Annotated in this window: 14 protein-coding genes; all 14 read right to left on the reverse strand. The window is 37.0% G+C overall.

What is annotated here, in order from left to right:
- Positions 1 to 332: 332 nt before the first annotated feature.
- Positions 333 to 4,649 carry a PolC-type DNA polymerase III gene (locus tag F4V44_RS08115; RefSeq protein WP_150439496.1) on the reverse strand — a complete coding sequence of 1,439 codons (4,317 nt, stop codon included), beginning with the start codon at positions 4,647 to 4,649 and terminating at the stop codon, positions 333 to 335.
- A 197-nt stretch (positions 4,650 to 4,846) separates the two neighbouring features.
- On the reverse strand, positions 4,847 to 6,547 hold the full coding sequence (locus F4V44_RS08120) for a proline--tRNA ligase (protein ID WP_150440095.1): 1,701 nt from the start codon (positions 6,545 to 6,547) through the stop codon (positions 4,847 to 4,849).
- A 122-nt stretch (positions 6,548 to 6,669) separates the two neighbouring features.
- Complete coding sequence (rseP, locus tag F4V44_RS08125; protein WP_150439497.1) at positions 6,670 to 7,935, reverse strand: RIP metalloprotease RseP; 1,266 nt, start codon at positions 7,933 to 7,935, stop codon at positions 6,670 to 6,672.
- A gap of 72 nt (positions 7,936 to 8,007) precedes the next feature.
- Positions 8,008 to 9,150 (reverse strand): 1-deoxy-D-xylulose-5-phosphate reductoisomerase, encoded by a 1,143-nt coding sequence (gene dxr, locus F4V44_RS08130; RefSeq protein ID WP_150439498.1) that lies wholly within the window; start codon positions 9,148 to 9,150, stop codon positions 8,008 to 8,010.
- 93 nt (positions 9,151 to 9,243) lie between these two features.
- Positions 9,244 to 10,032 (reverse strand): phosphatidate cytidylyltransferase, encoded by a 789-nt coding sequence (locus F4V44_RS08135; protein WP_150439499.1) that lies wholly within the window; start codon positions 10,030 to 10,032, stop codon positions 9,244 to 9,246.
- A 19-nt stretch (positions 10,033 to 10,051) separates the two neighbouring features.
- Positions 10,052 to 10,828 (reverse strand): isoprenyl transferase, encoded by a 777-nt coding sequence (locus F4V44_RS08140; protein WP_150439500.1) that lies wholly within the window; start codon positions 10,826 to 10,828, stop codon positions 10,052 to 10,054.
- Positions 10,829 to 11,080: 252 nt separating this feature from the next.
- On the reverse strand, positions 11,081 to 11,638 hold the full coding sequence (gene frr / locus F4V44_RS08145) for a ribosome recycling factor (RefSeq protein ID WP_150439501.1): 558 nt from the start codon (positions 11,636 to 11,638) through the stop codon (positions 11,081 to 11,083).
- A gap of 2 nt (positions 11,639 to 11,640) precedes the next feature.
- On the reverse strand, positions 11,641 to 12,363 hold the full coding sequence (gene pyrH / locus F4V44_RS08150; RefSeq protein ID WP_150439502.1) for a UMP kinase: 723 nt from the start codon (positions 12,361 to 12,363) through the stop codon (positions 11,641 to 11,643).
- Between the two features lie 100 nt (positions 12,364 to 12,463).
- Positions 12,464 to 13,345, reverse strand: coding sequence for a translation elongation factor Ts (gene tsf, locus F4V44_RS08155; protein WP_150439503.1), 882 nt, complete (start codon positions 13,343 to 13,345; stop codon positions 12,464 to 12,466).
- Between the two features lie 162 nt (positions 13,346 to 13,507).
- Positions 13,508 to 14,221 (reverse strand): 30S ribosomal protein S2, encoded by a 714-nt coding sequence (gene rpsB, locus F4V44_RS08160; protein ID WP_150439504.1) that lies wholly within the window; start codon positions 14,219 to 14,221, stop codon positions 13,508 to 13,510.
- A 144-nt stretch (positions 14,222 to 14,365) separates the two neighbouring features.
- Positions 14,366 to 15,010: a DUF6115 domain-containing protein gene (locus F4V44_RS08165; RefSeq protein WP_150439505.1), complete on the reverse strand. Its 645-nt coding sequence runs from the start codon at positions 15,008 to 15,010 to the stop codon at positions 14,366 to 14,368.
- Between the two features lie 58 nt (positions 15,011 to 15,068).
- Positions 15,069 to 15,827 carry a FliA/WhiG family RNA polymerase sigma factor gene (locus tag F4V44_RS08170; RefSeq protein ID WP_150439506.1) on the reverse strand — a complete coding sequence of 253 codons (759 nt, stop codon included), beginning with the start codon at positions 15,825 to 15,827 and terminating at the stop codon, positions 15,069 to 15,071.
- A 188-nt stretch (positions 15,828 to 16,015) separates the two neighbouring features.
- Positions 16,016 to 16,513, reverse strand: a complete 498-nt coding sequence (locus F4V44_RS08175) for a chemotaxis protein CheD (protein WP_150439507.1) — start codon at positions 16,511 to 16,513, stop codon at positions 16,016 to 16,018.
- Entirely contained in the window at positions 16,506 to 17,144 is a 639-nt protein-coding gene (locus tag F4V44_RS08180; protein WP_150439508.1) for a chemotaxis protein CheC, read from the reverse strand. The genes F4V44_RS08175 and F4V44_RS08180 overlap by 8 nt, the downstream gene beginning before the upstream one ends.

A 17,144-nucleotide genomic window follows, 5' to 3' on the forward strand; every position in this document is an offset into this window, starting at 1 on the left:
TTTAAATGAATGTAGAAAACTCCTGTATATTGCTTATGCCTTCTTCCAACTGCGTGAAGAAAGCTTAGGAGCACAGGAGTTACAAAAATCAACCGTATTGTTTAAACAGGGCCGTTTCTAAAAGCAATAACTCACCAGGATATGTATAGACAATACGAAAGAGTGGGTTTCCCCACTCTTTATTACCAGAGTTATCCTTAGTATTTCCACTAAAACTATAACATATCCAAATATTTAATGCAAACATCGAAATGCGGAAGCGTCTTGGTCAGATTCGTCAGCTAGAAAACAATAAAAGGGGAGACTTCCTCTCCCCTTTTCAACAATTAATATTAAAATAAGGATAGTTGATTTTGATCTGGTAATGATTCAAGACAGCCTTGATTATCCAAGTATTCCATAATTGTCTTTGATACTTTTCCTCTTTGCTGAAGGTCTTCTTTTGATAGAAATTCCCCTTGTTCACGTGCTTTTACAATATTATAAGCTGCATTTGTCCCTAAACCAGGTATGGCATTAAACGGAGGAATCAATGAATTACCATCAATAATAAATTCTGAAGCACTTGATCTGTATAAATCGACATTATTAAACGAATAGCCCCGTTCACACATTTCAAGCGCAAGCTCCAATACTGTCAACAAGTTTTTTTCCTTTGTCGAAGCATCAAGCCCTTTTCCATTGATTTCATCAATTTTCGCCCTAATGGAAGCTGAACCTTTTGCCATGGCTTCAAGATCAAAATCCTCAGCACGAACCGTAAAATAGGCTGCATAATATAAAATCGGATGATGTACTTTAAAATAAGCAACACGAACTCCCATTAATACATAAGCTGCAGCATGGGCTTTAGGAAACATATACTTAATCTTTTTACAAGAATCAATATACCACTCCGGAACTTCATTCTTGCGCATTTCTGCTTCCATATCTTCTGTTAGGCCTTTCCCTTTCCTCACTGATTCCATAATTTTAAATGCAAGTGATGGTTCAAGGCCTTGATAGATTAAATAAACCATAATGTCGTCACGACATCCAATTACCTCGGGAAGCGTACAAATATTATTCTGAATCAGCTCTTGAGCATTTCCAAGCCACACATCCGTTCCATGAGATAGACCAGATATTTGAACAAGCTCAGAAAAAGTTGTCGGTTTCGTATCTTCGAGCATCTGTCTTACGAAACGAGTTCCAAATTCAGGAATCCCCAATGTCCCCGTTTTACACATAATTTGTTCTTCCGTTACACCTAAAGACTCGGTACTGCTGTATATTTTCATCACTTCCGGGTCATCCGTTGGAATCGTTTTAGGATCAATCCCGCTTAAATCTTGGAGCATCCTAATGACGGTTGGATCATCGTGTCCAAGTATATCTAGCTTCAAGACATTATCATGGATGGAATGGAAATCAAAATGAGTTGTCTTCCATTCTGAATTTCTATCATCGGCTGGAAACTGGATTGGTGTAAAATCAAATACATCCATATAATCTGGAATAACTATGATTCCGCCCGGATGCTGTCCTGTTGTTCGTTTGACCCCGGTGCATCCTGAGGCAAGCCTTTCTACTTCTGCACCACGAAGCTGAAGGTTATGGTCCTGCTGATACGCTTTTACATAACCAAAAGCTGTTTTATCGGCGACTGTACCGATCGTTCCTGCGCGATAAACATAATCTTCACCGAATAATACTTTTGTATAGTTATGAGCACGAGGCTGATATTCTCCGGAAAAGTTTAAATCAATATCGGGTACCTTGTCCCCTTTGAAACCTAAGAAGGTTTCAAACGGAATATCCTGACCTTCTTTTTTATACAATGTGCCGCAGTTCGGGCATTCTTTATCAGGAAGATCAAAACCAGATCCAACAGAACCATCATTAAAAAACTCAGAGTGCTTGCATTCAGGACATATATAATGCGGCGGCAGTGGGTTAACCTCGGTAATTTCCGTCATAGTTGCAACCAGTGACGAGCCTACAGAACCACGAGAACCAACGAGGTATCCATCGTCAAGAGATTTTTTAACTAGCTTATGTGAAATCAAATAAATAACAGCAAATCCGTGGCCAATTATACTTTTTAATTCTTTTTCAAGCCTTGCTTCAACAATTTCCGGAAGCGGGTCACCATAAATCTGTTTTGCCATACCGTAACTCATGTTTCGGATTTCATCTTCGGCCCCTTCAATTTTTGGTGTATACAAATCATCTTTAATCGGTTTTATTGGTTCAATCATATCAGCAATTTTATTGGTATTTTCAACAACAATTTCTTTTGCTTTTTCTTTTCCAAGAAAAGCAAAAGCATCAAGCATTTCATTTGTTGTTCTAAAATGAACATCCGGTAATTTATGTCGATTTAACGGATTGGCGCCGCCCTGTGAGCTGATAAGAATCTTCCGGTATATTTTATCATTTGGATTTAAATAGTGAACATTCCCTGTTGCAACAACCGGTATGTTTAGCTTTTCACCGAGCATGACAATATTACGAATAATTTCCTCCAACGCTTTGTCATCACGTATTAGTTCTAATTCAATTAAATGCTTATATACTTCCTTCGGGTGAACTTCTAGATAATCATAGAACTCAGCAATCTTCTCTACTTCTTCAGGACCCTTTTGCATCATGCCTTCAAACACCTCGCCTTTATCACAGGCAGAACCGACAATAATGCCTTCGCGGAACTTTTCTAACTGTGAGCGGGGAATTCTAGGAACCCTGTAAAAATAATTAATATGGGAAACAGAAACCAGTTTAAATAAATTTTTTAACCCAATATCATTTTGTGCCAGCAATGTACAGTGGTATGGTCTAGATCTTTGGTAAGCATTTCCCTGACCCATATTGTCATTCAACTGATTATGGTATTCAATACCCCTTTCAGCCGTGTCTTTTAACATTTTCATTAGAATATATCCAGTTGCTTCAGCATCATAAATCGCCCGGTGATGCTGCGTTAATTCGACATCCAGCTTTTTGGCGAGCGTATTTAAACGATGGTTCTTCATTTCAGGGTATAAAAAGCGACCTAATTCCAACGTATCGATAACCGGGTTTGATGCCTTCTCCAAACCAATTTTTGTATAGCCCATATTTAAAAAGCCCATATCAAAGGAAGCGTTATGCGCAACAAGTACAGCATCTTCCGCCCATGTATGAAATCTTTTTAAAACAGCTTCCACTTCTGGTGCATCTTGCAGCATGTCATCTGTAATATGTGTCAAATTGATAATCGTTGCTGACAGCGGACGATGAGGATTGGCAAATGATTCAAAGCGGTCGATTATTTCTCCTCCGCGAACCTTTACTGCTGCCAATTCAATGATTGTATCATATACAGCAGACAGACCGGTTGTCTCAACGTCAAAAACGATATACGTATCATCAGCTAGTTTTCGATGAGCCGAGTTGTAGGCAATTGGCACACCGTCATCAACTAAATTAGCTTCAACACCGTAGAGAATTTTTATATCATTTTTTTTACCAGCACTAAACGCTTCCGGGAAGGATTGTGCGACAGCATGGTCAGTAATCGCAATGGCTTTATGTCCCCATTTTTTTGCTTGACTGACAAGAGAACTGACAGAAGAGACTGCATCCATTTGGCTCATCGGTGTATGCAAATGAAGTTCAACGCGTTTTTCATCCTCAGGTGCCGTATCTTTTCTACTCGGCGGCTTTATTTCATTAACATCATTTCCGATCATAACAAGGTCACGAACGAACGTATCATTTTGGATGCTTCCTCGAACTTTTAACCACATTCCCTTTTGAACACGATTAAACATGGCTGCATCTTCTTTATCACGAGAAAACATTTTAACAAGAATAGAGCTTGTATAATCCGTAATTTTAAAGGTTAATAACGTACGGCCGCTGCGAAGTTCCTTCGTTTCAGCAGCAAATACATATCCCTCAATCACAATCCTGCGCTCTTCATCTGTTATTTCTTCTAGTTTTCTGAATTCCGTATCATCACGGATGGTTAAGCCAATCGTTAGTGGTCCGCTGTCCTCGACCACATCATCAGCCTTTTCATCACGCTTCTGCATTTCAACGAGTGCCTGCATACCTCTTTCTTCATCTTCTTTTTGCTTTGCCAACAAAAATTGTTGATATTCTTCATTTGCCTGTTCCGTAGATACTTCCGTATCAATTGCAAAAATAGGAAAGCCGTATTCCTCATAGATTTGAGAAATCAAACTGGCATATTTCCGTTTGATCGATAAACCTTCCATTTCATTTCGAACTTTAATCAACATCTTGTTCCCCTGTAATTTGGGGAGTTGTTCGTTTAACAGCTTGGAAAGCGGCGGTGAGATTCCTTCTATTTCTTGAATACATTTTCTCCAATAATCTACTACCAGCTGTTCAGTAAATTGAGAATCTAATACTTTAATGGAGTAGGAAATTTGAGCAATGTAAGAGAAAGTTGTTTCAAGTTTATTTAAAAAAGTACTTAAGACATTGTATGGTAAAATACTCTCGAATAAAAAGTGAAAATGCCATTTCCTAGCCTTTTTTTCGATAACCAATTTTTCAATCTGGGCTTTCGAGAAATATGGAACAATGGCATCTTCAGTAAGGTTTAATTGCTGTAATAAGAGCTGAAAACGCTCATTTTTTCCTGAGTCAACACTCATTTAGATATCTCTCCTCCCGCTTACTATTTCTTTTTATAATATAAGCACAAAAAGTATTATAGCACACTACACTATTATTTAGGATGGAATTCCATCGTATAAATGAGTGTACATTCCTTTAGAAAAAAATTAGCGCTTAAAAAGTTCCCATTATGAAGAATAGGTCCCTTTACTAAGCGCTAACTCTTTTGACTATTTTATAAAGAAGAAAGAATGTCTGTAACCTTTCCAATCAATTCACTAGTATGAACCTCAAACATTTCACCCGTTTGACGAACTTTGACTTCAACAATTCCATCGCTTGCTTTCTTGCCAACCGTAATACGGACAGGCAGGCCGATTAAATCACTATCAGCAAACTTAACTCCTGGACGTTCCTGACGATCATCGAGTAATACGTCGTAGGTTTGTTTTAACTCATCATAGAGATTTTCAGCAAGTGAACTTTGAGCTTCATCCTTCATATTGACAGCAACAATATGAATTTTAAATGGGGCAACCGCAACTGGCCAGATTAACCCTTTTTCATCATTAAATTGTTCGGCAATGGATGCCATTGTTCTAGAGATACCTATGCCGTAACAACCCATAATAAATGGCTGTGTTTTTCCATTCTCATCAAGATAAACTGCATTCATTGCTTCACTGTATTTTGTACCTAATTTAAACACATGCCCTACTTCAATACCCTTTGCAAATAAGATATTTCCTTCGCCATCCGGAGACGGATCACCTTCCTGAATAAAACGGATATCTTCATAACGAGTAACAGAGAAATCACGTCCAGGATTTACATTTACGTAATGATAGTCCTCTTCGTTTGCGCCACACACACCATTTACAATTGCTTCGACAGCATGATCAGCAATAATCTCTACACCCTTTGCATTTACAGGGCCTAACGAACCAATCGAACATCCAAGAATATTTAGTGTTTCCTCCGGCTCGGCAAGTTCTACAATACCTGCATCAAAAATATTTTTCAGCTTTATATCATTTACTTCATGGTCACCTCGAACCAATACAAGAACAGGCTTCTCATCTACCTTAAATAATAATGATTTTATACATTTTTCAGAAGATACATTTAAAAAGGCCGATACTTCTGAAATCGTCTTTTGATTTTCAGTTAATGCCTTTTCTAATTCCTTTTCTGTCTCATTACCTCTCTCATATGAAGCCACAACAGGAGCCATTTCAATATTAGCCGCATAGGAAGATGTATCAGAATAGGCAATGGTATCTTCACCGATATCTGATAAAACCATAAACTCATGTGTCCCCTTACCACCGATAGAACCTGAATCTGCAATAACCGCACGGAAATTCAAGCCACAGCGTGAAAAAATATTAGAATAAGCTTGAAAAATCTCATTATACACTTCATCTAAGCTTTCTCTTGACGAATGAAAAGAATAAGCATCCTTCATAATGAATTCTCTTCCTCTTAACAAACCAAAACGCGGTCTTTTTTCATCTCGAAACTTTGTTTGGATTTGATATAGTGAAAGCGGCAGACGCTTATATGATTTTACCTCATCTTTAATAAGGCTCGTAATTACTTCTTCATGTGTTGGCCCTAATGCAAATTCCCTGTTATGCCGGTCATGTAATCTCATTAATTCAGGACCATATGTATACCATCTTCCTGATTCCTGCCAAAGCTCTGCTTGCTGCAGTGCAGGCATTAATAATTCTACGGCTCCAGTAGCATCCATTTCTTCACGGACAATTTGCTCCACCTTTTGAAGGACACGTTTTGCTAAAGGTAAAAAACTATACACACCACTTGCATTTTGACGGATAAAACCTGCACGTAATAATAATTGATGACTCTTAATTTCAGCATCTGCTGGGATTTCTCTTAGAGTAGGAATAAGCATCTTACTTTGTTTCATCATTTGCACCTCGGGTTAAATTATTAATAAAAAAATTCATTTCAATAAAACACTTGCTTTTCTTATATGCAACCACAAGTGGAGGGCTTATGAATCCGCCCCCCATCAGCTAAAGCTTTTAACTACAAAAAGAATCGTTGAATATCATTCCATGTTACAACAAGCATCAGCAGCATCAATAAGGCAAAACCCAGGAAATGAATCATCCCTTCTTTTTGGCGGTCAATAGGTTTCCCCCTAACAGCTTCAACCGCAAAGAACAATAATCTGCCTCCATCCAATGCAGGAATCGGAAGAAGATTCATGATGCCAAGGTTAATACTTAACATTCCTGCCCATCTCATTAAATAATAGACCCCAGACTGTGCAACCATATCTGTTGATTGATAGATTCCAACTGGGCCTGATAAGGCATCAATCGAAAATTGACCAGTAATCAGTTTACCTAATGCAGAGAATATTTCAGTTGTCCAAAAATACGTTTCAGTCGCTCCATACGTAATCGCTTTAAGCGGTGATTTTTCTACTGGACTGAATACTCCTATTATTCCAATGGTAGTGCCATCTTCTAATTTTTGTGCATTAGGAGTAATCGAAATTTCCTGTTCATCTCCGTCCCGATTAATTAAGAAAGTTAATTCTTTTTCAGGATTTTTCCGAATCACTTCTACTACATCTGACCAATTAGATATTTCGACACCATCAATGGATTGAACAATATCGCCTTCCTTTAGACCTGAAGAAAGAGCGGAACCATCCTCAGTCAGTTTACCAAGCATAGGCTCGTTTGAAGGAATTCCTTGCAATAACGCAATCAGTACAAAAATAAAAAAAGCTAAAACAAAATTCATCATCGGTCCGGCAAAGATTGCCATTGTTCGTTGTCCCAATGTTTTGGAAGCAAACTGACGATTGTATGGAGCGATTTGAGACTCTACTCCATCCTCAACAATCACTGCATTTGGAAGGATGCTGTACCTTTTCATTACTTCCTCATCGTCGCCTTCAAGAAAACCCTTTACAAACAGCTCATGTTCCATATCTGCATATTCTACTTCCATGATGATAGCATTTGGAAACTTATCTTTATTATTTAAGATTATTTTTTGTACTTTATCATCGTTGTTTAAAACAAGCCCGACTCGATAGCCTGGTTTAATCTCAACTCCTTCAGGATCTTCACCAGCCATTCTGACAAATCCACCAATGGGCAGTAAGCGTATCGTATAGATGGTTTCATTTTTCTTAAAAGAAAAAACCTTTGGTCCGAAACCAATTGCAAATTCACGACATAGGATTCCAGCTCTTTTTGCGAAGACTAAGTGACCTAATTCATGAAAAAATACCAATGCCCCAAAAATAACGATGAAGGCTATTACTGTTGTCAATATATAACCACCTTTATTTAAAGATAGAGTGCTAGAACATTACAATCATGATGATATATCTTTCCTTCTAGTTTAAAGGGATTGAAAGACAAATTCTCTTGTTTCACGGTCAATTTCCTCTATTTCCGACAAACTCGGATTCATAACCCCGCTGTGACGTTCCAAAGCTTGTTCAACCATATTCTCAATTTGTAAAAATGTAATTCTTCCTTCTAGAAATGCAGCCACAGCTGCTTCATTTGCAGCATTCAAAACAGTTGGAAATGATCCTCCGGCCTTTCCTGCCTCAAATGCCAATTTCAAACAGCGATAGCGCTCCATGTCCATTTCCTGGAAATGAAGCTTTCCAATTTCAGCCAGGTTTAATCTTTGCCTAGCAGAAAGCGGAATTCGATCTGGATAAGTCAGCGCATAAAGAATAGGAACTCTCATATCAGGACTGCCTAATTGGGCAATGATACTGCTGTCATGAAACTCAACCATAGAATGTATAATACTTTCCCTATGCAGCAGCACATCAATTTGTTCATATGGTAAATCAAAAAGCCAATGTGCCTCAATGACCTCCAACCCTTTATTCATCATGGTAGCAGAATCAATTGTAATTTTTGCACCCATGGACCAATTTGGATGATTAAGCGCTTCTTCGACCGATACATTTTGAAGTTCCGCTCTCGTTCTATCTCTGAAGCTTCCACCTGAGGCTGTTAGAATAATTCTTTCAATATTCTTTCGATTTTCTCCTTGCAATGCTTGAAAAATAGCCGAATGTTCGCTATCAACTGGTATTACTTCAACGCCTTGTTTTTTTGCTGCATTCATGACAAGATGTCCAGCTGTTACAAGTGTCTCTTTGTTGGCGAGCGCTATCGTTTTATTTGCTTCAATGGCTTGTAAGGTTGGCTTCAAGCCAACACTGCCCATTACCCCGTTAACCACAATATCAGTTTTTTCATAGACAGCTACTTCAGTTATCCCATTATCACCATATGTAAAGGAAACATGAGGAAACTCTGATTGTAGTATGTCAGCATCCTCTTTTTCCATAGTTGAGACAAGGTTTGGTGACAAATCAGTGATAATTTTCCGGGCTAAGGGAATATTTTTCCCTACCGACATGGCTTCTAATGAAAACTCTTCCTTATGGTTCAATAAGATATCGATTGTTTGTGTTCCAATCGAACCCGTGGCTCCTAATAAACTGATTTTTTTCATGAAAGAACACTCCTAATCCTTGGGCAAAACCTTACTATTTTTTAAGATATTAACGTAAATGAATAGACATTCCAAAGTATTGATATTTAATCACTATAATAAATGGAAAAAATGAATTAAAGGCCATACGAAAAGCAAACTGTCAAATCGATCTAAAATTCCACCATGTCCAGGCAGGATGTTTCCTGAATCTTTCACATGATAATGTCGTTTTAATGCTGATTCAACCAAATCACCAATTTGTCCAAATATAGATAGAAAAATTGTCACAATGGCAAGCAGAATAACGGAAGTGTCCATATCTGCAAATAAACCAAAAGGAATGCTGACGATAACTGCACTAAAGATTCCCCCGAAAAACCCTTCAACTGTCTTGTTTGGACTAATATCAGGCCAAAGCTTTCTTTTTCCCATTGCTCGACCGGTAAAGTAGGCACCTGAATCAGTCGCCCAGATAATAAATAACGAATAAAATATATAAACAAGACCTTCTTCACGTGTTTCGATAAAATAATAAAATCCCATTCCAATATATAATATTGCCATAATGGAAAAAGCAACATCATCATATGTAAAGCGATTTTTTGTCACAACAGTATAAGCAAATAAAAGCAGAACAGTGACTAGTAGGACTTCAACTTTCGTTAACTGAATACGTTCAAAAAAAACCTGGTATTTTTCTGGAATCAGAAATATCCATAAAGCAAACAATGTTATCATACCAGAAATAGAAAATAATTTCAGTTTTCTCATTTTTAATAATTCATATACAGCAATCGATGCAAACAAATATGCAAGGATGACAAACGGTATCCCCCCCATTAACGTGAGGGAAATGAGTATGGCCCCAAAAATGATGGCTGTAATAATTCTTTGCTTCATCTAAATGTCAACACCTTTGTTAGACTCCACCAAAACGACGTTGGCGCCTCTGAAATGTTTCAATGGCTTCAATCAAATGATTTTCTGAAAAATCTGGCCACAATACATTTGTAAACCAAAATTCAGTATAGGCAAGTTGCCATAACATGAAATTGCTAAGCCTAATTTCACCACTTGTGCGAATCAATAAGTCCGGATCAGACAATCCACTCGTCATCAAATGGTTAGAAAATAATTCCTCATTGATATCATGTTCACTCAGTTTACCATTTTTGTAATCGTTAATAATACTTTTAACCCCTGCAATGATTTCGGATCTGCTTCCATAGTTTAGAGCAAAATTCAAAATTAAACCCGTATTATCCTTTGTATCCTCAATTGCCCTTTCTACCGCATTAGATGTATGCGACGGAAGTTCCTCTAAATACCCGATTACTTTGACTTTAACATTCTCTTCAATTAATTCCGGGAGAAATGTACCAAGAAATTCCTCTGGAAGCTTCATTAAGTATTCAACTTCTGTTTTAGGCCTTTTCCAATTCTCCGTTGAAAAAGCATACAATGTAAGTGTTTTAACACCTAATTGATTAGCCATTTTTGTAACTTTTCGAACAACCTTCATTCCTTCATGATGACCGGCTATTCTTGGTAAGGCTCTTTTTTTTGCCCAACGTCCGTTTCCATCCATAATAATCGCAATATGTTCGGGAATTGGCAGTTGTTGTACTTTTTCTATTCGTTCTCGGAGATTGGAAGAGTTCTTTGGCCTCTTCCATATTTTAAATTTACTAAACATATGTAGCTCCTCCAACAGGTTAGCTCACCCTCGGATAAAAGATGAATCCCCTATTTGTTCCTAGGCATTCGATTTTACCTTATTCTATCATACCAAAAAAATTGTCTTATATCTCTATAATCGAAAATTACACCGGCAAAAATATTATTCAATAACGTTCAATATTCTTACTGTTTCCTTTAAATGAGTAAAAAAACCCCCTAATCGTTAGAGGGTCCTTTCAATTTCAAAAATAAAATGAAAATATGTCATTTATACTTCTAAAATCTCTTTTTCTTTTTCTTTTGTCATTGAATCAATTTTATTAATATTTTCATCAGTCACTTTTTGGATATCATCTGAATATCCGCGAAGATCATCCTCTGTTATATCTCCAGCTTTTTCACTTTTTTTCAAATCATCATTTGCATCACGACGAATATTACGAATTGCAACCTTTGCTTCTTCAGCTTCTTTTTTGACCAATTTCACAAGTTCTTTACGACGTTCTTCTGTTAAAGCAGGAATCGCAATTCGAATAATATTTCCATCACTTGTAGGATTCAAGCCTAAATCAGACTTTTGAATCGCTCTTTCAATTTCTCCAAGAATCGATTTATCATAAGGTTGAATAACTAACAAACGTGCTTCAGGAACTGAAATACCTGCTAATTGATTGATAGGTGTCGGTGCACCATAATAATCAACTGTTATACGATCCAATAATGATGCATTCGCTCTGCCTGCACGAATACTTGCTAACTCACGAGAATATGCCTGAATCGCCTTGGTCATTTTTTCTTTAGCACTCGTAATAATTTGTGTTGGCATAATTATTTCCCCCTAACAATTGTTCCAATTTTTTCACCCATAACTGCCCTTTTAATGTTTCCATTTTCCATTATAGAAAAAACAATTAATGGTATGTCATTGTCCATACATAAAGAAGAAGCTGTTGAATCCATCACGGCTAATCCTTCTTTAATCACATCTAAATAGGACAATTCATCATATTTTTTTGCATTTTTATCAACACGAGGATCAGCAGAATACACTCCATCCACGTTATTCTTTGCCATTAAGATTACTTCTGCTTCAATCTCAGCTGCTCTTAATGCAGCTGTTGTATCTGTTGAGAAATATGGGTTCCCTGTTCCGGCAGCAAAGATAACAACACGTTTTTTCTCTAAATGACGAATAGCTCTTCTGCGGATATACGGTTCAGCAACCTGCCGCATTTCAATTGATGTTTGAACACGTGTCTCACATCCAGCCTGTTCAAGACTATCCTGAAGAGCCAAAGAGTTCATGACAGTAGCTAACATTCCCATATAGTCTGCAGTTGCTCTGTCCATTCCCATTTCTTCTCCAATTTTTCCACGCCAAATATTTCCGCCGCCGACAACTACAGCCACTTCGACACCTAGGTCAGCAAGTTCCTTCACTTGTGCAGCAACCGATTTAATGACTGCCGGAAAAATTCCAAAACCTTGGTCTCCAGCTAAGGCTTCTCCACTTAATTTTAAGACAACGCGTTTATACTTTGGTTTGGTCATAAAAACCTCCATATGTATTATACTATTTATTTACTTGCTTTAAAAACAGGGAACACATTGTGTTCCCTGAAAAAAGTTCGTATTTTATTATGCTCAAAAATTATTTTTTCATTTGGTTCATAACTTCTTCAGCGAAGTTTTCTGCACGTTTTTCAAGACCCTCTCCAACTTCGTAACGTACGAATTCACGAACCTTTCCACCTTTAGATTCAACAAATTGACGTACTTTTTGGTCTGGATTTTTAACGAATGCTTGGTCAAGTAAGCAAACATCTTCAAAATATTTTCCTAAACGGCCTTCAACCATTTTAGCAACGATATTTTCCGGCTTACCTTCGTTCAATGCCTGTTGAGTTAACACTTGACGCTCACGTTCAACTTCTTCTGGAGAAACTTCGTCACGAGATACGAATTTAGGATTTAAAGCTGCAATATGCATAGATACATCTTTAGCAGCATCTGCATCAGATGTTCCTTCTACTACACTTAACACACCGATACGTCCACCCATGTGCAGGTAAGCACCAAATGCATCGTTATCAGTTTTTGTTTTCACTGCGAAACGACGAAGGTTCATATTTTCACCAATTTTAGAAATGGCAGCATTAATATGTGCTTCTACAGTAGCACCATTAGCCATTGTTGAAGCAAGCGCTTCTTCTATAGTTGCAGGCTTTGCTTTTAATAGTTGCTCTCCTAATTCTTTTACAAGTGTTTGGAAAGCTTCATTTTTTGCTACGAAGTCTGTTTCAGCATTAACTTCTAAGATAACTGCATCATTTCCTTCTACAAGAACGGAGGTGATACCCTCAGCAGCAACACGGTCTGCTTTTTTGGCAGCAGATGCAATACCCTTTTCACGTAAGAAATCAATTGCTTTTTCCATATCACCATCAGTTTGTTGAAGTGCTTTTTTACAATCCATCATTCCTGCACCAGTTTTTTCACGAAGTTCTTTAACCATTTGCGCTGTAATAGCCATTATGTGTTTCCTCCTTAAAATAATATGTATTGTGTTCAGTTCATCACTTTTTTTGAAAAAAAGGTGATAAAGGGAGCTTCCCTCTTATCACCTTTCCCTGTACGGTCTAGCCTATTCTTTACATTTAGAGAATAACTTAAACGTACTTAAAGCAAATTACCATTAAGCGTTTGTTTCAACTACTTCTGTTTCTTCCCCTTGCTTCGCTTCTAAAATAGCATCTGCCATTTTAGCAGTTAATAATTTAACGGCGCGAATTGCATCGTCGTTAGCTGGGATTACAACATCGATTTCATCTGGATCACAGTTTGTATCAACCATACCAACGATTGGAATATTTAATTTATGTGCTTCAGCAACAGCGATACGCTCTTTACGAGGATCGATAATAAATAGAGCATCAGGAAGTTGTTTCATATCTTTAATTCCGCCTAAGAATTTCTCTAGACGCTCTTGTTGTTTTTTCAATTGAACTACTTCTTTTTTAGGAAGTACATCAAATGTTCCATCTTCAGACATTCTCTCGATTTCTTTTAAACGAGCAATACGCTTTTGGATAGTTTCAAAGTTAGTTAATGTTCCACCTAACCAACGTTGATTTACATAGTACATACCAGAACGGATAGCTTCTTCTTTAACAGAATCTTGAGCTTGTTTCTTTGTACCAACAAAAAGAATTGTACCGCCGTTAGCAGCAAGTTCTTTTACATATTTGTAAGCTTCTTCAACCTTTTTAACTGTTTTTTGAAGGTCGATGATATAAATGCCGTTACGCTCCGTGAAAATATATTTTTTCATTTTAGGGTTCCAACGGCGTGTTTGGTGTCCAAAATGTACACCAGCTTCAAGTAATTGCTTCATTGAAATAACTGACATGATAGTTCCTCCTAATGGTTTTGTTTTCCTCCGCCCATTTCATCTCTATACGAAAACTGTCGAAACAGCACCATTCATGTAGATCCGTGAGCGTGTGTATTAACACCGTTTTATACTATATCATATGTATTTATGACATTCAAGTTATTCTTTATGATTTTCATTAATTTTAAGCAACAAAGCAATTTCTGATTGCCCTTTATTCAGTCGCTTCGCTATTTCTTCAATGGAAAAACCCTCTTGTTTCATATTTAATATTTGAAATAGCAAAGATTCTTGCAACCGTTCGTTACTGGCCGGCTTTTTTCTCTTTTCATCCTTTGTTGAGTTATGCACTACTTCATCATGTCGAATCTCCTGAGCTTGGGAGGTATCGGGCTCAAGTACGTCTTCTTTCCCAGGTTGATTCTGCGTTTGTTTTTGATAAGCTCTAACAGCTTGAAAGTTAACTGTACTCTCTAATCGTGATGAAAGTTCCTGCTTTTCAACTTTTGGTAACACACTATCCGGCTTTTTTTCAAATTCTTTATGCGGAATAGATGCCTTTTCTGGTAATTGATTAGATGAAAACTGGACTTTATTCATTGTCTCAAAGCGTTTAATAAAACGCTCATTTTCATCTTTCATTTCTAATATATAAGAAGACATTAGTTCTTCCATTTCTTTCATTGTTTTCTTTTGATTTTCATCAACTTTTACCAATTTATTTTGTCTAAGAAATAAGATAACGATACCCATAATGGCAATAATATTTATGATAAAACTAATAATAATAAAAAAAACGGTCATGTAATCCCTCTATCCACTGTAATCATTCTAAGCTCAGCGTCTCCAATAAATAATCAGATTACCTTTTTAATAATTGTCTCAATTTAAAAATACATTTAGAATGAATTTGCGAAATTCTGGATGTAGATAATCCCATAATTTGTCCAATTTCAGTTAACGACAATTCTTCATTATAAAATAAGCTAATGACCAATTGTTCTTTTTCGTTAAAGGTGGAAATAATCGCTGCAATTTCATTTATTGCTTCATTTTTTAATACAGCCTCTTCTGGATTTTCTTCTTTATCATCCTTTAAAATAAATGTCGCAGTACTCTTATCGTCGCTTTCATTAGGTTGCTCATCAATTGATAACACATTGGCAAAAAATTGTTCATTCAGCGTTGCGTATACCTCATCAATTGAAATATTTAATTCTCTGGCTATCTCTTCTTCTGTTACATGACGTAAATACTTTTGTTCCAGCCTTTCGATGACAGAATCCATTTTCTTTGATTTTTCCCTTGAACTCCTAGAAAGCCAATCTTCTTTTCTTAACCCGTCCAAGATAGCACCCCGAACGCGGAATGAGGCATAAGTATCAAACTTCAAATCCCTGTTTGGATCAAACTTCTCTAGAGCATCATATAAGCCTATCATCCCTAAACTAGTAAGGTCTTCTCTCGAAACCGTTTTAGGAAGAGAAACAGAAATCCGCTGAACATGATAACTAACTAGTGATAAATACTTTTTGATTAATATATTTCCTGCTTCTTTATCACGAGAAGTTACCCATTTATCCCAGTATAGCTGTTCATCTGGTGTAGTAACATATACCATCTAATTCCTCCTTCTCTTTAAAAGCAACACATACCACCATGCTAGTTTTGGAACTATTCCAACAGACAGCATGATTAAACAAGCAACAATCATGCTTATGTTTATCTAAAAAAACCTCTCTCATTCGTTGAGAGAGGAAAGTAGAAAAAGAATATAGAACAGCAGCAATAACGAAGAATTTCTCAAGTTTATAAATAAGTAATACCTCTATTAACTGTTTTAATGTGTAATAAATAGGTTTTCGGATCAAACTCAATTGTACGGCCGTTATTTCCTCCTACGTCTTCGCCTACAATTTCGATATGGAAAGAAGCTAATTGTTTCTTTACCGCTTCAACATTTCTTGGCCCTATTCTCATTAATTCATTCCCTGATGAGAACTGAAACATTTGCGCTCCCCCGGCAATTTTTGCTTTAAGTGCTGTTTTTCTTGCCCCATGTTTAACTAAGCATGCAACTAGTTCATTTACTGCAGTATCTGCATATTTAGCTGCTGTCATGGACCCATTCTTGGCCAATGATGAATCAGGCAGCATAATATGCGCCAATCCGGCGATTTGTTGATACGGATCATAAACAACTACTCCAACACATGAACCAAGACCTGATGTACGAATCAAATTCGGAGCCTTTACAATATTCATATCCGCAATTCCAACCCTAACGATTTGTTGAAGATTATTCATCTAAGGCAACTCCAAGTGATTGAAAAATAATATCAAACGATTTCGGGTCAGGTAATAGAAAAAAATGCCCGTCAACAAGTTCAATATTTTCATCATTCGTTTTGTTTAATGCGGTATCAATGACGATGACATAATCACTAAACTGCGAAAGCTCGATAAAGCCAAAACTGATTATGGCGCCTAGCATATCAATACTTGTCGCTGGAACTGAATGAAATAAATGTAATCCAGTGAAATTTGATAAAGATGTCAAATAAGAGCCAGCTAGAATATTCCCTAATTCCTGCAGTGCTGATAAAGCCAATTCACCATATGGGAGGGTTTCAAATGATTCACTTTCTCCTGTCATTTGTTCAATATATTTATTTGCTTGCTCTAGAGGAAGAATAAAAAACATATGAGAAGGAGCGTCCCCTTCAATACGCAAATAGACACTGGCCACAACATTTTCCGCTCCACCGGCCATTTCAATCATTTCATTAAAGGACACAACCCTAACATTTGGTACCGACATTTCAATCTTTTTATTTAGAATCATAGAAAGTGCAGTTGCTGCATTTCCTGCACCTATGTTCCCAATTTCCTTTAATATATCAAGATGAGTCGATGAAATCTTTTGAATAAAATTCAT

The sequence above is a fragment of the Niallia endozanthoxylica genome, from assembly GCF_008710145.1.
GTDB lineage: Bacteria > Bacillota > Bacilli > Bacillales > Cytobacillaceae > Bacillus_BD > Bacillus_BD endozanthoxylica.